The sequence below is a fragment of the Pantoea sp. X-Soil-OKNW-556 genome, from assembly GCF_059730695.1.
Genome location: NZ_AP035990.1, coordinates 4,322,552 through 4,346,274, shown reverse-complemented (window position 1 = coordinate 4,346,274; position 23,723 = coordinate 4,322,552). Strand labels below are relative to the sequence as shown.

The window sequence follows — 23,723 nt, the reverse complement described above, 5'->3', positions numbered from 1 at the left end:
TCGCTAATTATTCCACGATGAACAGCCGCTTACCAGTTTACCGGGCCGGGTTTTGCTTTTCCAAACATGTCGGCCATCAGCTTACAAGCATAAACTTTGTCTCAATTTTGCGATTAGAACACTTTTTTTGGAAAATGACGCACAAATCGTAACTCTGACCCCTTAGCGACTGTACATGCGAGGTGGCGCAGGTATACTCAGAACCCTTGTTTTAGCTTATTAGCCCGGTCTGGAGTCGTTACCCCTCATGCAAGAAATTATGCAGTTTGCAAGCAATCACCCCATCCTCAGTCTGGCATGGGTTGTGTTACTCGTTCTGGTGATTGTAACCACCGTTAAAGGTATGTTCTCTAAAGTAAAAACTATCAGCCGTGGCGAAGCGACGCGTCTGATTAACAAAGAGGACGCGGTGGTGGTAGATGTTCGTTCGCGCGACGACTACCGCAAAGGACACATTTCTGGGGCGCTGAATGTAGCGGCGGCAGACATCAAAAAAGGCAGCTTTGGCGAGCTGGAAAAGCATAAGTCTCAGCCCATAATTGTGGTATGTGCCACGGGCCAGAGCGCTGGCGAACCGGCAGCACAGCTGAGCGCAGCTGGCTTCACGCAGGTATCTGTCCTTAAAGACGGCGTGAGCGGCTGGAGCGGTGAAAACCTGCCGCTGGTACGCGGTAAATAATTCGCAGAGGTAACTGCATGGCTAATGTTGAGATTTACACCAAAGCGACCTGCCCCTATTGCCACCGGGCAAAGGCGTTGCTGAATCAGAAAGGTGTGACGTTTCAGGAGCTTCCTATCGATGGGGATGCGGTGAAACGTGAAGAGATGATTCAACGCAGCGGCAGAACGACGGTGCCACAGATCTTTATTGATGCGCAGCACATTGGTGGCTGCGATGATCTCTTTGCGCTGGATGGGCGCCAGGGACTTGATCCCTTATTACAGGCATAACTTACGGCCACACAATTCTAACTCACAGGATTTTGTAACATGTCAGAACATAGCACCAACGAAATGCAGTTCCAGATTCAACGTGTTTACACTAAAGACGTCTCTTTCGAAGCGCCAAACGCGCCTCAGGTGTTCCAGAAAGAGTGGGAACCGGAAGTGAAGCTGGATCTGGACACCGCGTCCTCTCAGCTGGCTGATGAAGTCTATGAAGTGGTGCTGCGTGTGACCGTGACCGCCAGCGTCGGCGAAGAAACTGCATTCCTGTGCGAAGTTCAGCAGGCGGGTATCTTCACCATCAGCGGTATCGAGGGCACTCAGATGGCGCATTGCCTTGGTGCATACTGCCCGAACATTCTGTTCCCGTATGCGCGTGAATGCATCACCAGCCTGGTTTCTCGCGGTACTTTCCCGCAACTCAACCTGGCGCCAGTCAACTTTGATGCGCTGTTCATGAATTATCTGCAACAGCAGCAGAGTGAAGGCGACGCACCACATCAGGATGCCTGATGACTACACGCAACGCTTCAATTAGCGTCCTCGGTGCCGGCTCGTACGGCACCGCACTCGCCATCACGCTGGCGCGCAATGGCCACCCGGTTTTGCTCTGGGGCCATAACCCTTCAAGTGTCGCGCAACTTCAGTCCGACCGTTGCAACACCGCTTTTCTGCCCGATGTACCTTTCCCCGACAATCTCGTTCCTGAAGCGGACTTAGCCCAAGTGGTTAACGCCAGCCGCGATCTGCTGGTGGTAGTGCCGAGCCATGTCTTCGGTGACGTTCTGATGCAACTTAAGCCACATTTACACGCAGACTCACGTATTGTCTGGGCGACGAAGGGGCTGGAGAAAGAAACCGGGCGTCTGTTGCAAGATGTGGCGCGTGAAATCCTGGGGGATGATATCCCGTTGGCGGTGATCTCTGGACCGACCTTCGCCAAAGAACTGGCGGCAGGTTTACCCACAGCCATCGCACTGGCCGCGACGGATGCGCAGTTTGCTGACGATTTGCAGCAAAAGTTGCATTGCGGGAAAAGCTTCCGGGTGTACAACAACCCCGATTTTATCGGTGTGCAACTGGGCGGTGCGGTCAAAAACGTCATTGCTATCGGCGCAGGCATCTCTGATGGTATCGGCTTTGGCGCGAATGCCCGCACGGCGTTGATTACCCGTGGCCTGGCGGAGATGAGCCGACTTGGCGCTGCTCTCGGGGCCGATCCGACCACATTTATGGGGATGGCGGGGCTTGGCGACCTGGTATTGACCTGTACCGATAATCAATCACGCAACCGTCGTTTCGGCATGATGCTGGGACAGGGTGAGAACGTGGATGAGGCGCAACGCATTATCGGACAAGTTGTAGAAGGTTACAGAAATACCAAAGAAGTCAGAGCATTAGCTGCGCGTGTTGGTGTGGAGATGCCAATAACCGAGCAGATTTATCAGGTATTATATTGCGAAAAATCAGCGCGAGAGGCAGCATTGAGTTTACTTGGCCGTGCACGGAAGGACGAAAACAGCCAAAGCTGAAGCAGCATGCCCAGCCTTATCACCTGGAGCGCCCCATCAGGCGCTTTTTTTATCGGGAGTACACAGCAATGTCGTCTGAAGAGTTAGAACTGGTCTGGAACAACATCAAAGCGGAAGCCAGAGCGCTGGCTGATTGTGAACCCATGCTGGCCAGTTTTTTCCATGCGACGTTGCTCAAGCACGAAAACCTCGGTAGCGCGCTCAGCTACATGCTGGCGAACAAACTGGCTAACCCGATTATGCCTGCCATCGCGATTCGCGAAGTGGTGGAGGAAGCCTATCGCGAAGACCCGTCGATGATCGTGTCGGCTGCATACGACATCCAGGCGGTGCGCCAGCGTGATCCGGCGGTCGACAAGTATTCCACACCGCTGCTGTACCTGAAAGGCTTCCACGCCCTTCAGGCTTATCGCATTGGCCATTGGTTGTGGAAGGAAGGTCGCCGTGCGCTGGCCGTCTATCTGCAAAATGAAATCTCGGTTTCTTTTGCTGTCGATATTCACCCGGCAGCGCGCATTGGTCATGGCATCATGCTCGACCACGCCACTGGCATCGTTATCGGTGAAACCGCAGTGGTGGAGAACGATGTCTCTATCCTGCAAAACGTCACGCTGGGTGGTACCGGCAAAACCAGCGGCGATCGCCACCCGAAGATTCGTGAAGGGGTGATGATTGGTGCGGGTTCTAAAATTCTTGGCAATATTGAAGTGGGACGCGGGGCCAAAATTGGTGCCGGTTCTGTGGTGCTCCAGTCGGTGCCGCCGCATACCACCGCAGCAGGCGTTCCGGCACGTATTGTCGGTAAGCCTGCCAGCGATAAGCCTTCGATGGATATGGACCAACACTTCAATGGCTCGCCGGGTTTTGAATACGGCGACGGCATCTAGCTCTTGATCAGTGCGCCAGCATAATCCAACTGGCGCCACGCTTCGTATACCACCACTGACACCGCGTTCGACAGATTCATGCTGCGACTTTCCGGCATCATCGGGATGCGAATCTTATGCTCCGGTGGCAGCGCGTTAAGAATGTCGGCGGGTAAGCCACGGCTTTCCGGTCCAAACACCAGATAATCCCCCGCCTGATAGCGTACGGCGCTGTGCGCCGGGGTGCCTTTGGTCGTGAGCGCAAACAACCGCTGTGGAGCTTCAGCCGCAACGAATGCTGCGTAATCGGTATGATGTTTGATGGCGGTGAATTCGTGGTAATCCAGCCCGGCACGACGCAGACGCTTATCATCCCAGCCAAAACCCAGTGGGTGAATCAGGTGCAGCTGAAAGCCTGTATTGGCGCAGAGACGGATGATATTGCCGGTGTTAGGCGGGATTTCAGGTTCAAATAAAACGATGTTTAGCATAAGGCCCCCGGGAACGAGGGCCGAAGCATAACAAATTATTGCCGGGCGGAGTACAACGGTAACCAGAGCGTCAGACGCAGACCACCAAGTGGGCTGTCATCGGCTTTCACCCAACCACGATGTTGTTGCACCGCGGTTTCGACGATAGCCAGACCGAGGCCGGTGCCACCAGATTCACGATCGCGTGCCTCATCAGTGCGGTAGAACGGGCGGAAAATTTGCTCACGATCTTCCGGGCTAACGCCTGGGCCATCGTCATCTACATGAACGGTAATGCCCTCGATATCCACCGAGAAACTGACGCTGATGTGGGTGTGCGAATAACGCAGCGCATTGCGTACAATGTTTTCCAACGCACTTTCCAGCGCATGGGGGTTGCCATACAGAGGCCAGGGTCCCGGCGGATAGGGCACATCCATACGTTTACCCATCTGCTCCGCTTCGAATTTGGCATCTTCCAGCACATCATTCCACAGCTGATTGGCTTTCATCGCTTCGCTGACTAACGCGTTTTTATGCTGGGTGCGCGACAGCACCAGCAGGTCGTTAATCATCCCATCCAGACGCTGGGCTTCGGTTTCAATACGCTCCAGTTCTTTGCCTTCTCCGTGACGTCGGCGCAGAAGCGCGGTGGCTAATTGCAAACGCGTGAGCGGTGTACGTAACTCATGGCTGATGTCCGACAGCAGGCGTTGTTGGGCCGTCATCATGCGCTCAAGTGCGCTCACCATCTGGTTGAAGCTTGAACCTGCGGCAAGAAACTCCTGCGGTCCCGATTCCAGTTCCGGGTGTTGCCGCAAGTTTCCGCTCGCCACTTCATCCGCGGCATGCTTAAGCTTGCGCGCCGGGCGCGCCAGACTCCATGCCAGCCACAACAATAGCGGGGAGCTGATCAGCATGGTGACGATGAGCAGCAGCAACGGACGATCAAACAACAGATTGACGAAATCGAGTTGTGAACTGGTGGCGGGACGGATGAGATACAGCTGGTAGTTATCTTCGCCATCACGCACGGCAAAGGGACCGACCATCTCAACCCGTCCATACTTTTTCTTCTGCGGATGATCTGCATTGTCGGACTGACCAATAAAGTTGCGGATAACCTGCATTTCGTTGTGCTGGGCACCAATTACGCGCCCTTCACTGGTCACCAGCAGCAGCCGTTGGCCTGGCGGTGCCCATTTCTCAATTGCGCGGAATAACCGACGCCACCACATCAAATCATTCGGTGGGTCCTGCGACAGTTCTGCTTCAACATGCTGTTCAATCATGATGCCTTGCCGCTGCTCACTTTCCAGCAGCGAGGTCATCTGACGCGAGTCGAGTTTAGGTACCATTAATACCAGCATCAACACCAGCGCCAGGGTAAGCCAGAAGATGGCGAAGATGCGGGTGGTCAAACTTCCAATCATGATGCCGAAACCATCAGGTAGCCACGTCCGCGCAGGGTTTTAAACCACGGATGGCCATCACGACGTTCCGGTAATTTACGACGTAGGTTAGAAATATGCATATCGATGGCACGATCAAACGGTGTCAGGCGCTTACCCAGCACTTCCTGGCTGAGATGTTCGCGTGAAACCACCTGGCCAAGATGCTGTGCCAGCAGATAAAGCAGGGTGAACTCAGTACCGGTGAGATCCAGTGTTTCATTATCGAAACTGGCCTCCTGGCGACCCGGATTCAGGCGCAAGCAATCCACTTCCAGCGTTGGCGAGCTGTTGTCGTGCTGCTGTTGCTGCTCACTCCAGTTGGAACGACGCAGAATGGCACGGATACGCGCGACTAATTCACGATCGTTAAAAGGTTTTGGTAGATAGTCATCCGCGCCCAATTCAAGGCCAAGGACGCGATCCAGTTCACTCCCGCGGGCGGTCAACATAATCACCGGAGTCTGGTGTTGCTGACGTAGTTCTTTCAGCGTATCGATGCCGTTCTTTTTCGGCATCATGACATCAAGCAGCAACAGGTCTACGGTGTTATCAAGAAGGTTGAGTGCCTGCTCGCCATCGCTGGCAACCATTACCTCAAAACCTTCCATCTCAAGCAGTTCTTTAAGCAGCGAAGTCAATTCGCGGTCATCATCAACCAACAGGATCTTATTCATTTTTTATTGCCCTCCGCAGGCAAAATACCGTGTTCCTATGTCGCCAATCCAACGCTTTACGTAGTTTTACACCCCCTGACGGATGTTTGCAGCTATCGCCGTACACTAGCCCTCGTTGAATCGCAAAACGGAACGAACTGGGGGTAACGATGCGCAACTTAACCGCCGTCGTCATTGCCTCAGCGATGGTTCTCAGTTACGTCAGCGCAGGAGCTGCGGAGACGACGATTGACGAGATGCATCAAAATGGCGGATTGACGACAGGCAGTATGACGCAAAATCCGCAAAGCCACATGTTTGATGGCATTGAATTGACTGAACAGCAACGGCAACAAATGCGAGACCTGATGCAACAAGCGCGACTGGAGCGTCCTGCTGTCAGCTTTCAGGATATAGAGGCCATGCATGACCTTGTCATTGCAGACAAATTTAACGAATCGGCCATCCGCTTGCAGGCAGAAAAAATTGCCCAAGCCCAGGTAGAGCAAAACATTGTGATGGCTCGGGTTCGTAACCAGATGTACCACCTGCTAACGCCTGCCCAGCAAGCGACAGTGCAGAAGAATTATGAGCGGCGTCTTAATGAAATGCGCCGGCTCGCAGAATTGCAGCCATCATCACCGCTGCAAGCAGTGAGTAGTACCAGCAGTAACCAGTAACATAGTATCCCTGTTTTCCTTGCCATAGACACCATCCCTGTCTTCCCCGCCATGATGGCGGGGTTTTTTTTATCTGCTGATTAAGCTCCCTAATAAACGGCCAATTCAGGCAGCGTTAACCCGCAAATGATAAACTTGTGCCATTCAGAGATGACGCGGGCGTCCGTGAGGCATTGGTATGGAAAACTCTTACGCAAAACTGGTGAAGCGTGCAGCACTGGCTGCCACGGTGATGGCAATATCGTTACTCGTGGTGAAAATTTTTGCCTGGTGGTACACCGGTTCGGTCAGCGTGCTGGCGGGCCTGGTCGATTCACTGGTAGATATCGCCGCGTCACTCACCAATTTGCTGGTGGTGCGTTATTCACTGCAACCTGCTGATGAGGACCATACTTTTGGTCACGGTAAAGCCGAATCACTGGCCGCGCTGGCGCAAAGCATGTTTATTTCGGGTTCGGCATTGTTCCTGTTTCTGACCGGTATCCAGCATCTGGCCTCACCCGAAACCCTGCATGCGCCGTTGGTGGGTATTGTGGTTACGTTGATTGCGCTCGGTTCTACGTTGGTGCTGGTCACTTTTCAACGCTGGGTAGTAAGACATACCCGTAGCCAGGCGATTCGCGCAGATATGTTGCATTACCAGTCTGATGTGATTATGAACGGTGCGATTCTGATGGCTCTGGGGTTAGCCAGCTATGGTTTTGCGCGGGCTGATGCGTTGTTTGCGCTGGGGATTGGCATATATATCCTTTATAACGCGTTGCGCATGGGCTATGAGGCGGTGCAGTCGTTACTGGATCGCGCTTTACCAGAAGAAGAACGTCAGGCGATCATCGGTGTGATTGCCAACTGGCCCGGCGTACGTGGCGCACATGATCTGCGCACCCGTCAGTCCGGTCCAACGCGCTTTATCCAGCTGCATCTGGAGATGGATGATCACCTGCCGCTGGTTCAGGCACATAAGGTCGCCGATCAGATTGAGCGGGCGATACGCGACAAGTTTCCCGGTTCAGATGTGATTATCCACCAGGACCCTTGTTCGGTAGTGCCAGAAAATCAACAAGGCTTTTTCCAGTTTTAATACTTAACAATCATGCCGTTACGTTATAAAAATGACGTAACGCTAACAACTTTGTAAAAAAATAGCGAAAACTTGTCTGACCTGAATCAATTCAGCATTCAGCCTTTGATATACTATCTCACAACTATAAGGCCGTGCGATCGCGAGCTGGTTAGCGCAGAGGCACTGGCGAGAATAATCCCTAGCTTTGAACAATCCAGAGGTTGTCATGATCAAAAAAATCGGAGTACTGACCAGCGGCGGCGACGCCCCAGGCATGAACGCAGCCATTCGCGGAGTCGTACGTTCCGCGCTGAGTGAAGGACTTGAAGTTTTTGGTATCTACGACGGCTATCTGGGACTCTATGAAGACCGGATGATCAACCTTGATCGCTACAGTGTCTCCGACATGATCAACCGTGGTGGTACCTTCCTCGGCTCTGCGCGTTTCCCGGAATTCCGTAACGAAGAAGTCCGTCAGGTTGCCATCGAAAATATGAAAAAGCGCGGGATTGATGCGCTGGTGGTGATTGGCGGTGACGGTTCTTACATGGGTGCTAAGCGCCTGACAGAAATGGGTTTCCCGTGCATTGGCTTGCCGGGCACCATTGATAACGATGTGGCCGGTACTGACTACACCATCGGTTATTTCACCGCGTTGGAAACCGTCGTTGAAGCGATTGACCGTCTGCGCGACACCTCTTCTTCACATCAACGCATTTCGATCGTAGAAGTGATGGGCCGCTACTGTGGTGACCTGACGCTGGCGGCGGCAATTGCTGGCGGTTGTGAGTTCATCGTGCTGCCAGAAATTCCGTATACCCGTGAAGAACTGGTTGCCGAAATCAAAGCCGGTATCGCCAAAGGTAAAAAACATGCCATCGTGGCGATCACTGAACATATCTGTGATATCGACGATTTGGCGCATTACATTGAAGCGGAAACCAAACGCGAAACGCGTGCGACCGTACTGGGCCACATTCAGCGTGGCGGCGCGCCTTGCGCTTATGACCGCATCCTGGCGTCGCGTATGGGGGCTTACTCTATCGAGCTGCTGTTGCAGGGCTACGGTGGCCGCTGTGTCGGCATCCAGAACGAGAAGATGGTGCATCATGACATCATTGACGCGATTGAAAACATGAAGCGTCCGTTTAAACGTGACTGGCTGGATACCGCGAAAAAACTCTACTAATCAAAAAATCAGGCGCGTTATTGAACGCGCCTTTTTTATCTCTGCTTATATTCCCCTCGGTTATAACAGCTTATTTTTAATTCTTTAATCCGTGGATTAGTTTGTGTCAGTCTTGTTCTATAACGACTTCGGAGAGCAAGCAATGAACAAGTGGAGTATTGGTGTCACCCTGTTACTGGCTTCTACCAGTGTTCTGGCAAAGGATATTCAGCTGTTAAACGTGTCTTACGATCCGACGCGTGAACTGTATGAACAGTACAACAAAGCGTTTAGCGCACATTACAAACAGGAAACCGGCGACAACGTGGTGATCCGCCAGTCACACGGAGGGTCTGGCAAACAGGCCACCTCGGTCATTAACGGAATCCGTGCTGACGTGGTGACGCTGGCGTTGCAGTCCGACGTTGATGCCATTGCCGAGCGAGGCCGTATTGATAAGAACTGGATCAAACGCCTGCCAGATAACTCTGCACCTTACACCTCTACCATTGTCTTCCTGGTGCGCAAAGGGAACCCGAAAGGGATCCACGACTGGGGCGATTTAATCAAACCGGGTGTCTCGGTGATTACACCAAACCCGAAAACCTCCGGTGGCGCGCGCTGGAACTATCTCGCGGCCTGGGGCTGGGCATTAGATCAGAACAACGGCGATCAGGCTAAAGCTCAGGCGTATGTCAAAGCGCTGTTCAAGAACGTTGAAGTGCAGGATTCCGGTGCGCGAGGCGCGACCAACACCTTTGTAGAACGTGGCATTGGTGACGTGCTGATCGCCTGGGAAAACGAAGCTTATCTGGCGGTTAACAAGCTGGGTAAAGATAAGTTTGAAATCATCACCCCGAGCGAATCGATCCTCGCAGAACCCACGGTGTCGGTGGTGGATAAAGTGGTAGACGAGCAGGGCACACGCAAAGTCGCTGAAGAGTACCTGAAATATCTCTACTCGCCGGAAGGACAGACCATCGCTGCGGAAAACTTCTACCGTCCACGCGATGAAGCGGTGGCGAAGAAATTTGCCAGCACCTTCGCGCCGGTAAAACTGTTTACTATCGACAGCAAATTCGGTGGCTGGGATAAAGCACAGAAAACCCACTTCTCCGATGGCGGTACTTACGATCAGATTATGAAACCGTAATCGTTTTGCCATCGTCTTATAACGGTCAGCGTAAGCTGGCCGTTTTGCTTTTCTGGCGTGGTGAAAGTCCGTGACATTCGTCACGCGACAGGCGAGGATGCAGGCAGATGATGAACAGAGGATCGAGCCATGCAGGGAAGCCGCCGTGCCCTGAGTCTGATTATCTTACTGCTTGCCGTTGTGGTTGCCGGTTTATTGCTGGCCGCCGGACACTTCCAGAAAGATTCTAATGCCTTGTGGAAAATCATCAGCGAGAAGTGCCTGCCAGGCATGACGCAAAAAGGCAACCCCGCACCCTGTCAGCGGGTGGATGTGGCAAAAGGTTACGTTACGCTGAAAGATCTCAATGGCCCTTTGCAATATCTGCTGATGCCAATCGAAAAAATCACCGGAATGGAAAGCCCACTGTTGTTGAACCCGAACACGCCAAATCTGTTTGCGGATGCCTGGGGTGAGCGGGTATTGCTGGCACAGCGCCGTGGTAAACCTATTGAGGATAGCGCGCTATCGCTGGCGATTAATTCGCAATATGGCCGCACGCAAAATCAGCTACATATTCATATTTCTTGCTTGCGACCAGATGTGCGTCAGCGGCTGGATTTGCTGGCTCCACAGCTTAACGAGCAATGGCAAAGTGAAGTGCTGCAAAACCACCGTTATCAGATCCGTACCCTGACAGCTACGCAACTGGCACAGCAGAGTGTTTTTATTCGTCTGGCAACGGAAGTCCCTGACGCCCGTTCGGAGATGGGTAAATACGGCATGGCGCTGGCTGCGTTACCGGATGGTCGTCTGGCGTTGATGGCAATTGAACGTAACTGGACCCGATTAAATAGCGGCTCGGCAGAGGAATTGCAGGATCATCGCTGCCAGATTCTGCAATAAAAAAGGCGGCTCATCAGCCGCCTCGTCAGATATCAGAATACTCAGGCGTTTTTCGCTGCCGCTGCGGCTTTGACGATCACGGCAAAGGCGTCAGCTTTCAGCGATGCACCACCAACCAGCGCACCATCGATGTCCGGCTGAGTAAACAGCTCTGCGGCATTTTTATCGTTTACAGAACCGCCGTACTGAATGATAACCTGAGCAGCAACTGCGGCATCTTTCTTCGCAATATGGTCACGAATAAATTTGTGTACCGCCTGCGCCTGCGCCGGAGTGGCTGACTTGCCGGTACCAATCGCCCATACTGGTTCGTAGGCAATCACGGCACCCTGGAAGGCTTCCGCACCCTGAGTTTCCAGCACTGCATCGATCTGACGTGCGCAGACTTCTTCTGTTTTGCCTGCTTCATTCTCTGCGTCAGTTTCACCAATGCACAGCACCGGTACCAGACCTGCGGCTTTCAGCACAGCGAATTTCTTCGCGATAAATTCATCGCTTTCTTTGTGATAAGTACGACGCTCAGAGTGGCCGATGATGATGTATTTAGCACCGATATCCTTCAGCATGTCAGCTGAAGTTTCGCCGGTGAAAGCACCAGACAGGTTGACGTCCACGTTCTGAGCACCCAGCGCAATGTGGCTACCGGAAATGGCATGTTTCGCCTGGCCAAGGTAGAGTGCCGGTGGCGCAATTGCCACGCCGCAACCCTCAACACCTGACAGCTCTTTACGCAAACCTGCGATCAGCTCTTCCGTCATGTGCTTGCTGCCGTTCAGTTTCCAGTTACCCATAACCAGTGGATGTCGCATTCTTTCCTCCGCATAACGCGATTCATGAAATAGCGCTGCTCAGTGGCAGCGATGTCTGCCAGACAGTATAGAGATCAAATATGCTGCTGGCTTTGCTTTTCGTCATTTTTGCCGGGGTGATCAGGGGGTGGCGAGTGCCAGTTTTATCGGCTCGACGGCGAAGGTCAGACCTTTGTCGCCATTGTCGGCAACGACAAAACGCAACGCACCTTCATTACGGGCAAAATAGCGTGAACCTTTGCCTGCACTGAGCAGCGAATCGAGTTTTTTGCGTCCATCTTCCGCTGATAAGCCGGGAGAGAAAAAGCGTAGCAGGGCAGTCATGTAGGCCATCGCCTTTTCCTGGGCATTCTTCTCGTCGGGACCGGGTAGCGGGAGCCAGGTAATTTGCAGGGTTTTGATCTTCCCGGTGCCTTGCTCCAGGGCCGTGGAGGCGTACAGCGTTTCGTTGATTTTGCTGGCAGCACGCGTCAGATTGCTTTTGTCATCGCGACTGTCGATAGCGCGATACTCCAGCAACTGCAAGTCAGGATTGGCGGCATTGTACTTTTCACGGAACTGCGCAATGGTCATATCAAAGGTGGGTGCACCAGGGAGCAAATAGGGGGCAGCAGGCAGATGATCGCTGCGATCCTGTGGTGGTGCGTCTTCTGCCCAGACGGGAAATGTCAGTGCGAGGCTGAGCAGCAACGCGCCTGGCAAATTCTTCATTGCTTCGGTCCTAACCCAATAACGTAGCCCACGATTAGAACGGTTTTTACCGGCGAAAGTCAAAACCCACGCCGGTAAAAAACTGTCATTATTCGTGGCGAATCTTACCAGTAGTGTTCGCTGCTCATATGCCCGGGTTTACGTTTGAAATGTTTACGCATATCGCGGCTGTCTTTCAGCAATTGTTGGGTGTCGCGTACCATTTGCGGATTGCCGCACAACATGATGTGACTGCTCTCGGCATCCATCGATAACCCGACCGACCGCTCCAGTTCCCCACTTTCGATCAGCTGAGGGACCCGTCCGTGCAGCGAACCTGCAATCTGTTCACGGCTGACCACCGTCTCAATGCGTAATTTGCCCTGATAACGTTGCTGCAATTGCTGCATCAGGGGCAGAAAACTGAGATCGGCGGCAAAGCGAGCCGCATGCACCAGCACGATATTCTCAAAACGTTCCAGTCCGTCCCCTTGTTGCAGAATCGACAGATAGGGACCGATCGCGGTGCCGGTTGCCAGCATCCACAGCGTCTGACAATCGGGGATCTCATCCAGCACAAAAAAACCGGAGGCTTCTTTGGTCACCATCAGCTGATCACCGGGACGCAGTGCCTGGAGCCTTGGGCTGAGTTTGCCTTCTGGTACCGTCACCAGATAGAACTCCAGCAGCGGGTCCTGCGGTGCATTGACGTAAGAATAGGCGCGCTGCATGCGTTCACCGTCGATTTCCAGCGCCAGTTTGGCAAATTGCCCGGCAATAAAAGGATCGATCGGCGCCCGCACGCGCAGGCTGAACAGGGCATCGGTCCAGTTTTTCACCTCTTGTACTTCAGCATTGACCCACTCTGCCATGCTCACTCCTTATTGTTGATTTTTCAGGCATGTCACTATCTTCGTCAGCAGCCGGGAAGATTTCCAGTCTCTACGGGGGTAAATGGCTCTCAGCGACAAATGCAGCGCACTCAGCTTCAACTGTAGCGGACGCTTTACAAGCTGGTGTCGCAGCTTGACGATGATCGGGCAACGGCTTTGTACTCAACCCTCGCTTTGTCATCGAATCCTGATATTTTTGCCGCCATTCATGACAGCCAGCCTTTTTTACTGCTGTCTTTACTTTGTTTATCAGGCAGACATTTTGTTCCATGTTGATATCTAAAACGGAAAACCGCCTGCTGCTGTTGATGCTGATTGTGCTGGTCGCTGTCGGACAGATGGCGCAAACCATCTATGTACCCGCCATGGCAATCATGGCGGATGCGCTCAGCGTGCACAGTGGCGCGATGCAGCAGGTGATGGCGGGCTACTTAATGACCTATGGTGGATCGCAACTGATCTATGGTCCGCTGTCAGATAGCATCGGGCGGCGACCAGTGATCCTTGCCGGGATGACGATCTTTGCTGCGGGCGCGTTGATCGCATTGTTCGCTCCCTCGCTGCATATCCTGGTGTTGGGCAGCGCGATTCAGGGATTGGGTACCGGCGTGGCCGGTGTGATGGCGCGTACCATGCCGCGCGATTTGTATGCCGGTGTGGCGTTACGGCAGGCCAATAGCTTACTGAACATGGGAATTCTGGTCAGTCCGCTGCTGGCCCCGGTGATCGGGGCGCTGCTGACCAAATTATTTGGCTGGCATGCCTGTTTCGCTTTCCTGCTGTTGTTGTGCGTTGGCGTGACGCTGGCGATGGCGCGCTGGTTACCGGAAACCCGACCGACCGAAACGGCGGTGACACCTTTTATGCGGCGCTACGCCACCCTGCTCAGTGATGGTAACTTCGTCCGTTATCTGCTGCTGCTGATTGGCGCGCTGGCGGGTATCGCGGTATTTGAAGCCAGTTGTGGCGTGCTGCTGGGGGGTGTGCTCGGTCTGGATGGTTTGACGGTCAGTATCCTGTTTATTCTGCCGATCCCGGCGGCTTTCTTTGGTGCCTGGTTTGCCGGGCGCGAGCAGAAATCCTGGCACATGCTGATGTGGTATGGCGTAAACAGTTGCCTGCTGGCAGGCTTGATGATGTGGGTGCCGTCCTGGTTTGGCGTGATGAACATCTGGACGTTGCTGGTGCCTGCGGCGCTGTTTTTCTTCGGCGCAGGGATGCTGTTTCCGCTGGCAACTTCCGGCGCGATGGAGCCGTATGCGTGGCTGGCTGGCAGCGCCGGTGCGCTAATTGGCGGTTTACAGAACCTCGGTTCCGGTCTGGTGGCGTGGCTGTCAGCGTTGATGCCGCAGCGCGATCAGTTCAGCCTCGGCATGCTGATGTTCGTTACAGCGCTGGTGATGTTACTGTGTTGGTGGCCGCTCTCACGCCATCCCGAGAGCGGCAAGCAGACGGTTACAGGATAAACGGATGCAGCGCCGCGTCTTTACGGTCCAGATAATGGATCGACTGGATGCGGCGAATGGTACGGGATTTACCGCGAATCAGCAGGGTTTCGCTGGTGGCGATGTTACCTTTACGGGTAATGCCTTTAAGTAAGTCGCCGGTAGTGATGCCGGTGGCGGCAAAAATCACGTTATCGTTACGCGCCATTTGTTCCAGGGTCAGCACTTTACCCGCTTCAATGCCCATCACGGCACAGCGTTGCAATTCCTGCTCACCAAGGCGGCGATTCTCCTCGCTGTCACCTTTGACCTGATGGCGCGGCAGCAAACGCGCCTGCATATCGCCATCCAGTGCACGGATCACCGCGGCGGATACCACACCTTCCGGCGCACCGCCAATGCCATACATGACATCGACTTCGCTGTCGGGCATACAGGTCAGAATCGATGCTGCGACATCGCCATCCGGGAAAGTAAACACACGTACACCGAGTTGCTGCAACTGCGCAATCACCGCATCGTGGCGCGGTTTCGCCAGAATCGACACCGTTAGCTGACTGAGCGCTTTGCCCAGCGCTGCGGCGATATTCTTCAGGTTAGTTTCCAGCGGTAGATTGAGATCGATAGCGCCTTGTGCGCCCGGTCCGACAATCAATTTTTCCATGTACATATCAGGTGCATGCAGGAAGCTGCCTTTATCACCCACTGCCAGCACTGCCAGCGCATTGGCCTGGCCCAGTGCTGTCATACGCGTACCTTCAATCGGATCGACGGCGATATCGACGGCATCACCCTGGCCGGTTCCGACTTTTTCGCCGATGTACAGCATAGGCGCTTCATCGATTTCGCCTTCACCGATCACAATCTGGCCGTCGATATTGATGGTGTTCAGCATAATACGCATGGCGTTGACAGCAGCGCCGTCGGCAGCATTCTTGTCGCCGCGTCCTAACCAGTGATAGCCCGCCAGCGCGGCGGCTTCGGTAACGCGGGAAAATTCAATCGCGAGTTCTCGTTTCATGGTCTGCACCTGACAAAAAACAGGCGGGCAGTGTAGCACAGCGGGGAAAAGCGGCGGGAAAAACCCGCGGCAGGGAGCCGCGGGTCGAAGGGGCATTACTCGTCCTGTTCTTCCCAGGCCTGAGAGCGAGCCACGGCTTTCTTCCAGCCAGCGTAACGGAAATTACGCTCGGTGGTTTCAATGCTCGGACGGAATTCACGTTCAATGACGGCTTTGGAACGCACTTCTTCCAGGTCATTCCAGAAACCGACCGCCAGACCGGCCAGATACGCTGCACCCAACGCGGTGACTTCACGCACTTCCGGACGCTCCACACGGGTGCCAAGGATATCGGCCTGGAACTGCATCAGGAAGTTGTTGGCAACGGCACCACCATCCACGCGCAAAGATTGCAGGCGGGTGTTAGCGTCGTTCTGCATCGCTTCCAGCACATCACGCGTCTGGAAGGCAATCGACTCCAGGGTGGCGCGAATAATGTGGTTACCGTTAACACCACGGGTCAGACCGAAAATGGCACCGCGAGCATACGGGTCCCAATACGGAGCACCGAGGCCGGTAAAGGCGGGCACCATATATACGCCGTTGCTGTCTTTGACTTTCTGCGCGAAATATTCGGAGTCAGCGGCATCGCTGAACAGCTTCATCTCGTCACGCAGCCACTGAATCGCCGCACCACCGATAAACACCGCACCTTCCAGCGCATAGTTCACTTCACCACGCGGGCCACAGGCGATGGTGGTCAACAAACCGTGGGTCGAGGTTACCGCTTCAGTGCCGGTGTTCATCAACATAAAGCAACCGGTGCCGTAGGTGTTTTTCGCCATACCCGGTTGAACGCACAGTTGGCCGTACAACGCTGCCTGTTGGTCACCCGCAATACCTGCGATTGGAATACGCGTACCGCCTTTACCACCAATGTTGGTCTGGCCGTAGATTTCAGATGAACCTTTTACTTCTGGCAACATTTCACGCGGAATGTCGAGGATTTCGAGCATACGCTCATCCCACTCCAGTTTGTGAATGTTGTACATCATGGTACGAGAGGCGTTGGTGTGGTCGGTGATGTGCACACGGCCCTGGGTCATTTTCCATACCAGCCAGGTATCCACCGTACCGAACAGCAACTCGCCACGTTTTGCACGCTCACGCGCACCTTCAACGTTATCGAGAATCCACTTCACTTTGGTGCCGGAGAAGTAGGGGTTAATCACCAGACCGGTGGTGTGCTGGATATACTCTTCCAGACCCTCTTTCTTCAATTTATTACAGTAATCCGCAGTACGCGGATCCTGCCACACGATGGCGTTGTAAACCGGGTTGCCGGTGGCTTTATCCCAAACGATGGCGGTTTCACGTTGGTTGGTAATACCAATGGCGGCGATTTCGTCCGAACGGATGTTAGCGTGAGCCAGCACTTCAACCAGGGTTGAACTTTGTGATGCCCAAATATCCATCGGATCATGCTCAACCCAACCCGCTTTCGGGTAGATCTGAGTGAATTCGCGCTGAGAGACGGCGACGATGTTCGCGTCGTGGTCCAGTATCACGGCGCGTGAACTGGTTGTGCCCTGGTCGAGCGCGACGATGTATTTTTTATCTGTCGTAGTCATATGATTTTCCTGATGATCTAAATGTGAAACTTAGGCTTTACGCTGCTCAGCATGCGCAACCGGACTTTCTGACTTGCTGGTTGCTACGCTCGGCAGGTGTCGTGCAATCAGAGCGCGGTAACCAAAGGCACCGAGACAGGCACCGACCAGCGGGCCAAAAATCGGAACCAGGAAGTAAGGAATATCTTTGCCACCGGTGAAGGCGACGCTACCCCAGCCTGCCAGCCATGCGAAAACTTTCGGGCCGAAATCACGCGCCGGGTTCAGGGCGAAGCCAGTGAGCGGACCCATTGAACCACCAATCACAGCAACCAACAGACCAATCAGCAGCGGGGCCATTGGGCCACGCGGCACACCGTTACCGTCATCGGTCAGCGCCATGATGACCGCCATCAGCACGGCGGTAATAACCATCTCAACCAGGAATGCCTGACCTACACTGATATGAGGGTTGGGATAGGTTGAGAAGATCCCTGCCAGTTGCAGACTGTCTACGCTGCCGCGCACCATCTGATGGCTTTGCTCGAAATCGATAAACAAACTGTAGTAAAGACCGTAGACCAGCGCCGCCGCACAGAACGCACCGGCAACCTGCGCCACAATGTAAGGCAGCACTTTGCGGCCTTCAAAGTTGGCGAACAGGCAAAGCGCTACGGTCACTGCTGGATTGAGATGAGCGCCTGAAACCCCAGCACTCAGATAAACCGCCATGGAGACAGCTAAACCCCAGATAATACAAATCTCCCATTGACCGAAGCTGGCTCCGGCAAGTTTCAGAGCAGCGACACAGCCCGCGCCGAAAAAGATAATCAAACCGGTACCAAGAAATTCGGCGATGCACTGACCTGTTAGCGTATTCGTTGTCTGACTCATAATGGCATTCCTGAAGCGAGGTTAAATTTTATCAGTTGTTGTTCTCAATCCGTTGAGTCACCCAGCTCTCTTGTAGGGCTGCTGTAAATTTATCGTTAACGAGCATAAACGAGAAATAGCGAAATTGAATTCTGTGTGGTCTGTCATAAAAATGCGCGTTTTCGCGTTTTTTGCGGTTTTTTAAGCACTATTTCCCCTACAGCCAATAAGGAATTTCTCGGCGAGATGGAAAATATGCTCCTTGTGGCGCTTTTTTTTAGGCATTAACTGAAAAGTGTTACAGACTTCCTTCGCAAGCCTTGCGCCGCTGGACTTGCCGGGGCGCGCTACATACAATCGGGACATCGTTGCTGGCCACGTCATGGACGGGCGCGCGTTGCGTCTGGTCAGCACCATCAACGCCTTGCAAGATTTAGGAGAGGTCAGAAAGATGTCATTTGAAGTGTTCGAAAAACTGGAAGCGAAAGTACAGCAGGCGATTGATACCATCACCCTGTTGCAGATGGAAATCGAAGAGCTGAAAGAGCAGAACAATCACCTGAAGAATGAAGTACAGCAATCTTCAGGCAATCAGGATGCGCTGGTGCGTGAAAATCAGCAGCTGAAAGAAGAACAGCATGTGTGGCAGGAGCGTTTACGCGCACTGCTGGGAAAAATGGAAGAAGTCTAAGCGTACTTTGAACGGCTTATCACAACGGGTGCTGATGGCACCCGTTTTCGTTTCCGATGCTATTCGATATCAAGCGCGTCTTCAGACAGGATCATACCGGTATTGTCGGCGTAGAGATGATCGCCGGAAAAGAAAGTCACGCCACCAAAGTTGACGCGCACATCGCTCTCACCGATACCTTCACCAGCGGCACCCACCGGGATGGCTGCAATCGCCTGAATACCAAGTTCCAGCTCTTCCAGTTCGTCGACCTGACGCACCGAGCCGTACACCACAATTCCTTCCCACTCGTTTTGTACTGCCAGGCGTGCCACCTCGGCATCAACCAGCGCGCGACGCACCGAGCCGCCGCCATCGACCAGCAGGACTCGACCCCGGCCATTCTCTTCCAGCAGGTCATACAACAGGCCGTTGTCTTCAAAACATTTCACTGTGGTTATCTGGCCACCGAATGAAGTGCGTCCACCAAAGTTCGAAAAAAGCGGTTCAACAACGTTCACTTCTTCATGGTAGATGTCGCAGAGTGCAGATGTATCGTATTTCATAGTGATGTCGTCTGTTTGCCACAGGAGCGGTAAGTATATCGCTATCTGGCAAGTGTTGGCAAAATCATCACCTGCTAAAAAAAGCGCTACATCAATATCCTGTGCAAAAAAAAGCCCGGCACAGTGGCCGGGCTTCGTTGAAGCGATGACTTACAGGATAAAGCGGCTAAGGTCTTCGTCAGCCACCAGTTGGTCAAGATGCTTACCAACATATTCAGCGTCGATGGTGATGGACTCACCGTTACGATCGCTGGCGTCGTAGGAGATATCTTCCATCAGACGCTCCAGCACGGTATGCAGACGACGCGCACCGATATTCTCGGTGGTTTCGTTGACCTGCCATGCGGCCTCGGCGATACGACGGATACCATCCTCGGTGAAATCAACGTTCACACCTTCGGTCGCCATCAGCGCTTTGTACTGTACGGTGACAGAGGCGTTCGGTTCAGTCAGGATGCGCTCGAAATCATTCACCGTCAGTGCCTGCAATTCCACACGAATCGGCAGACGCCCCTGTAATTCCGGGATCAGGTCCGACGGACTGGCCACCTGGAATGCACCCGAAGCAATAAACAGGATATGGTCAGTTTTCACCATGCCGTGTTTGGTCGAAACGGTGCAGCCTTCTACCAGTGGCAGCAGGTCACGCTGAACACCTTCACGCGAGACATCCGGGCCAGACGTCTGGCCGCGTTTACAGATTTTGTCGATCTCATCGATAAACACGATGCCGTGTTGTTCAACGGCTTCGATGGCGTCCTGTTTCAGCTCTTCCGGGTTCACCAGTTTGGCGGCTTCTTCTTCAATCAGCAGCTTCAGGGCATCTTTGATTTTCAGCTTACGCGGCTTCTGCTTCTGACCACCCAGGTTCTGGAACATGGATTGCAACTGGCTGGTCATCTCTTCCATACCCGGCGGTGCCATGATCTCCACACCCATTGGTGCGGCAGCCAGATCGATCTCAATTTCTTTATCGTCCAGCTGACCTTCACGCAGTTTCTTGCGGAAAGCCTGGCGTGCGGCTGAAGGTTCCGAGGCGTGCTCTGGCTGGCCCCAGTTATTTTTGGCCGGCGGGATCAGCACGTCGAGAATGCGCTCTTCTGCCATCTCCTCGGCACGGTATTTGTTCTTCTCAATCGCCTGAATGCGCACCATTTTCACGGCCGCGTCAGTCAGATCGCGAATGATGGAGTCCACTTCTTTCCCGACGTAGCCAACTTCGGTGAATTTGGTGGCTTCCACTTTGATGAACGGCGCATGAGCCAGTTTAGCCAGGCGACGGGCAATTTCGGTTTTACCGACACCGGTCGGGCCGATCATCAGAATGTTTTTCGGGGTGACTTCATGACGCAGCTCTTCGTCGAGCTGCATACGACGCCAGCGGTTACGCAGCGCAATCGCCACAGCACGTTTTGCGCCGTCCTGGCCGATAATAAAGCGATTCAGTTCGCTGACAATCTCGCGGGGAGTCATCTCAGACATGGTTTTGATCCTTACGCCTTAGACGGTAATTCTTCGAAGTTAACGTTATGGTTGGTGTAGATGCAGATATCACCCGCGATATCGAGCGCTTTCGCCACGATATCCTTAGCACCCAACTCAGTATTTTCCAGCAGGGCGCGTGCTGCGGCCTGGGCGTAAGGTCCACCCGAACCGATGGCAATCAGATCATTTTCTGGTTGGATGACATCACCGTTGCCGCTGATGATCAGTGAAGCCGATTCGTCAGCCACTGCCAGCAGCGCTTCCAGACGACGTAGCATCCGGTCGGTACGCCAGTCTTTAGCCAGCTCAACCGCAGCCTTCACCAGATGACCCTGGTGCATTTCCAGCTTGCGTTCGAACAGTTCGAAGAGGGTGAAGGCATCTGCGGTGCCGCCAGCGAAACCGGCAATCACTTTGTCGTTGTAAAGACGACGCACTTTTTTAACGTTGCCTTTCATTACGGTATTGCCGAGAGTAGCCTGGCCATCACCGCCAATCACTACCTGGCCGTTGCGTCGCACACTTACTATTGTTGTCACGGGCAGACCCCTTGTTGCAGTAGAAAAGGACTCCGCGCACCGGGCGCGGAGTATCATGCAACCTGATATGGGGTAAATTGAGAGGGTTTCAACCCCCCAATGCGAGGGGAATACAGTTTCCGTGACCGGAACTGTGCAGGCGTTTTACGGTGCTGTCAGCGCTGCTGCGATCTTTAAATGGCCCAATGACCACGCGATTCCAGCCGCCACCGGTAGTGATCCGGCTTTCAAAACCTTCGAAAGCGAGCGCGGCGCGAGCAGACTCGGCCTGCTCGGTGCCTTTGAATGAACCACACTGCACCATCCAACGTTGTGACGGCGCTTTCTCGACGGGTTTCGCCTTCACCGTTTCCTGTGGCCGGGTTTGCGGCTCTGGCTCACGGGTAATCGGAGCGGGTTGCTGGCGGGTTACCGGCTGTTGCTGTTGGGCTTGCTGCTGACGTTGCAACTGTTGTTGGCGCTGCAACGTTTGTTGACGTTGCGCCGGAGTTTGTTCATTCCACGGCACTTCATTCAACTGGGTTGGCTGCTGACGCATATCTGCCTGCATCTGTTCCAGTAGCTGGCGTTGTTCATCGGTCAACTGCGTTTGTGATTGTATTCCGCCACCTGCTGAAGGTTCAGTGGGGGTAGGGACAGTGAGCTGACGATTCTCCAGCTCTTTGATGTATTTCCAGCGCTCTTCCGGCTTCGGCGGTAAGCCATTACCGGCTGCTTTATGGTCCGGGATAACCGGTGACTCTTCTTTCTTATGATGGGAGATGAACCATAAGCCACCGGCAAAGGTGACCAGTACAGCCGCAGCCAGTACGATCATCAGTTTGGAGGTGCCAGAACCGCCCTTACTTTTCTTGCTGCGGCCTGTGCTTTTTTTGCGACGCGTCCCTGTTGAACGCCCGCGGCCTACGTAATCTCTTTGTGCCACTCTCGTTCTGATACCCTTTAAAAAATGCGGGCCTGTAAATGTGCTGTTAATTGCCCGGCAAGGAATGCGCCATGTTACTCAAGGGCTGGAACTTTGACCAGCGAAGACTGCCTTAAGAATCCGCTGAAAATGCGCTGTAAAGGTAGTCATTTTTAACGTTTTGCGACAGGGGCGGTGCTGCCACGCACACGTAATTCCGCATCGAGCAAGCGTGAACCATTGTTGACGCGCTTGCCTTGTAACTCATCCAACAGCAACAACATCGCTTCACGGCCAATATCAAAGCGCGGCTGAGCAACAGTGGTTAACGGGGGATCGTAATATTGCGCCAGTTCGATGTCGTCGAAACCCACCACGGAGAGATCCTGAGGGATACGCATACCCAGCTTGCGAGCCTGGTTCATGGCACCCAGCGCCATCAAATCGCTATGACAAAACAGCGCTTTTGGTGGGTTAGGCAAACTCATCAGCTGCTTCAGCGCCGTGGCTCCGGCTTCAAAGGTAAAATCACCGTGCACAATCAGCGTGGGATCGACCGGGAGATTACTGCGCCGCAGCGCCTGGATGTAGCCCTGTAAACGGTACTGGCACAATGGAACATGTTCTGGACCGGTAATGCAGGCAATCTGGCGATGGCCCAGTTGCAACAGGTGATTCACCGCCTCGAAAGCGGCGGTCAGGTTATCGATATGCACCGTAGGCAGCGCCATTTCAGGTGCGAATTCGTTACCCATCACCATTGGCGGCAGGTTACGTTGATCTTCAACCCCCGCCTCAAACGGCAGTTGTGAACCGAGTAGCACCATGCCATCAATCTGACGCGTCAGCATCAGGTTGAGAAAGGTTTTTTCCTGCTGGTTCTGGTGGGCGCAATCGCCAATTAACACCAGGTAACCCTCTTGCGCCGCGGTCACTTCTACGCCACGGATAATCTCGCTGAAAAAGGGATCACAGATATCCGGCACGATGACGAGGATAGTTTGTGTTTCACCGCGTTTGGCGTTGCGCGCCAGACCGTGAGGTGCATACCCGACGGCAATCACTGCCTGTTCCACCTTCTGTCGGGTGGCTGCCGAGACTTTTTCCGGGTTCATCAACGCACGAGAAACCGTGGCGGTCGAAACGCCCGCTTTCTCAGCCACATCTTTCATGGTGGCGGTGGTTGAGGGTTGCTTCTGGTCCAACGTTTTACTCCTGACGCGGTACGGCGCGTTGAATTTCTGACTAAAGGCGGGCATCTGTCGGGTCGGCACTATTGTTAACCGAACCGCGGGCAGTGTTGTTACTTAATTTGCATAAAAATTGTGACTTGTGCGACTTTTTTCGATCCGCCTCGCAGATATGACGCG

General features: G+C 53.7%; 26 protein-coding genes. 12 read left to right on the top strand and 14 right to left on the bottom strand.

Annotation, left to right across the window (positions count from 1 at the left end):
- The first annotated feature begins 247 nt into the window (after window positions 1-247).
- The 5 genes from AC6I8T_RS20270 to cysE all read left to right on the top strand — a co-directional run bounded on the left by AC6I8T_RS20270 (window position 248) and on the right by cysE (window position 3,364).
- Window positions 248-679, top strand: a complete 432-nt coding sequence (locus AC6I8T_RS20270) for a rhodanese-like domain-containing protein (RefSeq protein WP_013511012.1) — start codon at window positions 248-250, stop codon at window positions 677-679.
- Window positions 680-696: 17 nt separating this feature from the next.
- Window positions 697-951: a glutaredoxin 3 gene (gene grxC / locus AC6I8T_RS20265; protein ID WP_013511011.1), complete on the top strand. Its 255-nt coding sequence runs from the start codon at window positions 697-699 to the stop codon at window positions 949-951.
- Window positions 952-990: 39 nt separating this feature from the next.
- Complete coding sequence (gene secB / locus AC6I8T_RS20260; protein WP_021186120.1) at window positions 991-1,458, top strand: protein-export chaperone SecB; 468 nt, start codon at window positions 991-993, stop codon at window positions 1,456-1,458.
- The gene (gene gpsA / locus AC6I8T_RS20255) at window positions 1,458-2,477 is read left to right on the top strand and encodes an NAD(P)H-dependent glycerol-3-phosphate dehydrogenase (protein ID WP_036627773.1); all 1,020 of its coding nucleotides are present in this window, start codon (window positions 1,458-1,460) and stop codon (window positions 2,475-2,477) included. The genes secB and gpsA overlap by 1 nt, the downstream gene beginning before the upstream one ends.
- Window positions 2,478-2,545: 68 nt before the next feature.
- On the top strand, window positions 2,546-3,364 hold the full coding sequence (gene cysE / locus AC6I8T_RS20250; protein ID WP_013511008.1) for a serine O-acetyltransferase: 819 nt from the start codon (window positions 2,546-2,548) through the stop codon (window positions 3,362-3,364).
- On the opposite strand, the gene trmL is transcribed toward cysE, so the two are convergent.
- From trmL to cpxR, 3 genes are read right to left on the bottom strand one after another with little or no spacing between them, the layout of a single operon-like run.
- Window positions 3,361-3,834, bottom strand: a complete 474-nt coding sequence (gene trmL, locus AC6I8T_RS20245) for a tRNA (uridine(34)/cytosine(34)/5-carboxymethylaminomethyluridine(34)-2'-O)-methyltransferase TrmL (protein WP_208724412.1) — start codon at window positions 3,832-3,834, stop codon at window positions 3,361-3,363. The genes cysE and trmL overlap by 4 nt on opposite strands.
- A 35-nt stretch (window positions 3,835-3,869) precedes the next feature.
- Window positions 3,870-5,246, bottom strand: coding sequence for an envelope stress sensor histidine kinase CpxA (gene cpxA, locus AC6I8T_RS20240; RefSeq protein WP_021186123.1), 1,377 nt, complete (start codon window positions 5,244-5,246; stop codon window positions 3,870-3,872).
- Window positions 5,243-5,941 (bottom strand): envelope stress response regulator transcription factor CpxR, encoded by a 699-nt coding sequence (gene cpxR, locus AC6I8T_RS20235; protein WP_013511005.1) that lies wholly within the window; start codon window positions 5,939-5,941, stop codon window positions 5,243-5,245. The genes cpxA and cpxR overlap by 4 nt, the downstream gene beginning before the upstream one ends.
- Before the next feature lie 149 nt (window positions 5,942-6,090).
- Here cpxR and cpxP point away from each other — a divergent pair, with 149 nt between their 5' ends.
- The 5 genes from cpxP to AC6I8T_RS20210 all read left to right on the top strand — a co-directional run bounded on the left by cpxP (window position 6,091) and on the right by AC6I8T_RS20210 (window position 10,869).
- Window positions 6,091-6,600: a cell-envelope stress modulator CpxP gene (cpxP, locus tag AC6I8T_RS20230; RefSeq protein WP_208724411.1), complete on the top strand. Its 510-nt coding sequence runs from the start codon at window positions 6,091-6,093 to the stop codon at window positions 6,598-6,600.
- Window positions 6,601-6,778: 178 nt separating this feature from the next.
- Window positions 6,779-7,681, top strand: a complete 903-nt coding sequence (gene fieF / locus AC6I8T_RS20225) for a CDF family cation-efflux transporter FieF (protein ID WP_208724410.1) — start codon at window positions 6,779-6,781, stop codon at window positions 7,679-7,681.
- A gap of 208 nt (window positions 7,682-7,889) precedes the next feature.
- Window positions 7,890-8,852 carry a 6-phosphofructokinase gene (gene pfkA / locus AC6I8T_RS20220; protein ID WP_084877898.1) on the top strand — a complete coding sequence of 321 codons (963 nt, stop codon included), beginning with the start codon at window positions 7,890-7,892 and terminating at the stop codon, window positions 8,850-8,852.
- 142 nt (window positions 8,853-8,994) lie between these two features.
- Complete coding sequence (locus AC6I8T_RS20215) at window positions 8,995-9,984, top strand: sulfate ABC transporter substrate-binding protein (RefSeq protein WP_208724409.1); 990 nt, start codon at window positions 8,995-8,997, stop codon at window positions 9,982-9,984.
- 129 nt (window positions 9,985-10,113) lie between these two features.
- Window positions 10,114-10,869: a CDP-diacylglycerol diphosphatase gene (locus AC6I8T_RS20210; protein ID WP_497834265.1), complete on the top strand. Its 756-nt coding sequence runs from the start codon at window positions 10,114-10,116 to the stop codon at window positions 10,867-10,869.
- Window positions 10,870-10,910: 41 nt separating this feature from the next.
- Here AC6I8T_RS20210 and tpiA read toward each other — a convergent pair whose 3' ends face one another.
- The 3 genes from tpiA to fpr form a co-directional block, all read right to left on the bottom strand.
- Window positions 10,911-11,678, bottom strand: coding sequence for a triose-phosphate isomerase (gene tpiA / locus AC6I8T_RS20205; protein WP_013510999.1), 768 nt, complete (start codon window positions 11,676-11,678; stop codon window positions 10,911-10,913).
- A gap of 120 nt (window positions 11,679-11,798) precedes the next feature.
- Entirely contained in the window at window positions 11,799-12,389 is a 591-nt protein-coding gene (locus AC6I8T_RS20200) for a YiiQ family protein (RefSeq protein WP_208724407.1), read from the bottom strand.
- A gap of 104 nt (window positions 12,390-12,493) precedes the next feature.
- Window positions 12,494-13,240 carry a ferredoxin--NADP(+) reductase gene (gene fpr / locus AC6I8T_RS20195; RefSeq protein ID WP_497834264.1) on the bottom strand — a complete coding sequence of 249 codons (747 nt, stop codon included), beginning with the start codon at window positions 13,238-13,240 and terminating at the stop codon, window positions 12,494-12,496.
- Between the two features lie 290 nt (window positions 13,241-13,530).
- On the opposite strand from fpr, the gene emrD reads away from it, so the two are divergent.
- The gene (emrD, locus tag AC6I8T_RS20190; protein WP_208724405.1) at window positions 13,531-14,727 is read left to right on the top strand and encodes a multidrug efflux MFS transporter EmrD; all 1,197 of its coding nucleotides are present in this window, start codon (window positions 13,531-13,533) and stop codon (window positions 14,725-14,727) included.
- Here the strand turns inward: emrD and glpX are convergent.
- The 3 genes from glpX to AC6I8T_RS20175 all read right to left on the bottom strand — a co-directional run bounded on the left by glpX (window position 14,717) and on the right by AC6I8T_RS20175 (window position 18,210).
- Window positions 14,717-15,727, bottom strand: a complete 1,011-nt coding sequence (glpX, locus tag AC6I8T_RS20185) for a class II fructose-bisphosphatase (protein WP_497834263.1) — start codon at window positions 15,725-15,727, stop codon at window positions 14,717-14,719. The genes emrD and glpX overlap by 11 nt on opposite strands.
- A gap of 95 nt (window positions 15,728-15,822) precedes the next feature.
- Complete coding sequence (glpK, locus tag AC6I8T_RS20180; protein ID WP_208724403.1) at window positions 15,823-17,337, bottom strand: glycerol kinase GlpK; 1,515 nt, start codon at window positions 17,335-17,337, stop codon at window positions 15,823-15,825.
- A 30-nt stretch (window positions 17,338-17,367) separates the two neighbouring features.
- Complete coding sequence (locus AC6I8T_RS20175) at window positions 17,368-18,210, bottom strand: MIP/aquaporin family protein (RefSeq protein ID WP_208724402.1); 843 nt, start codon at window positions 18,208-18,210, stop codon at window positions 17,368-17,370.
- A gap of 430 nt (window positions 18,211-18,640) precedes the next feature.
- On the opposite strand from AC6I8T_RS20175, the gene zapB reads away from it, so the two are divergent.
- On the top strand, window positions 18,641-18,880 hold the full coding sequence (gene zapB, locus AC6I8T_RS20170) for a cell division protein ZapB (protein ID WP_208725598.1): 240 nt from the start codon (window positions 18,641-18,643) through the stop codon (window positions 18,878-18,880).
- Between the two features lie 59 nt (window positions 18,881-18,939).
- Here zapB and rraA read toward each other — a convergent pair whose 3' ends face one another.
- The 5 genes from rraA to cytR all read right to left on the bottom strand — a co-directional run bounded on the left by rraA (window position 18,940) and on the right by cytR (window position 23,558).
- On the bottom strand, window positions 18,940-19,425 hold the full coding sequence (gene rraA / locus AC6I8T_RS20165; RefSeq protein WP_013510991.1) for a ribonuclease E activity regulator RraA: 486 nt from the start codon (window positions 19,423-19,425) through the stop codon (window positions 18,940-18,942).
- 150 nt (window positions 19,426-19,575) lie between these two features.
- Window positions 19,576-20,907, bottom strand: a complete 1,332-nt coding sequence (gene hslU, locus AC6I8T_RS20160; protein WP_208724401.1) for an ATP-dependent protease ATPase subunit HslU — start codon at window positions 20,905-20,907, stop codon at window positions 19,576-19,578.
- 11 nt (window positions 20,908-20,918) lie between these two features.
- A complete protein-coding gene (hslV, locus tag AC6I8T_RS20155; protein WP_071883917.1) occupies window positions 20,919-21,449 on the bottom strand; it encodes an ATP-dependent protease subunit HslV in 531 nt (176 codons plus the stop codon).
- Between the two features lie 88 nt (window positions 21,450-21,537).
- Window positions 21,538-22,374: a cell division protein FtsN gene (gene ftsN / locus AC6I8T_RS20150; protein WP_497834262.1), complete on the bottom strand. Its 837-nt coding sequence runs from the start codon at window positions 22,372-22,374 to the stop codon at window positions 21,538-21,540.
- 152 nt (window positions 22,375-22,526) lie between these two features.
- A complete protein-coding gene (gene cytR, locus AC6I8T_RS20145) occupies window positions 22,527-23,558 on the bottom strand; it encodes a DNA-binding transcriptional regulator CytR (RefSeq protein WP_208724399.1) in 1,032 nt (343 codons plus the stop codon).
- Window positions 23,559-23,723: the final 165 nt, after the last annotated feature.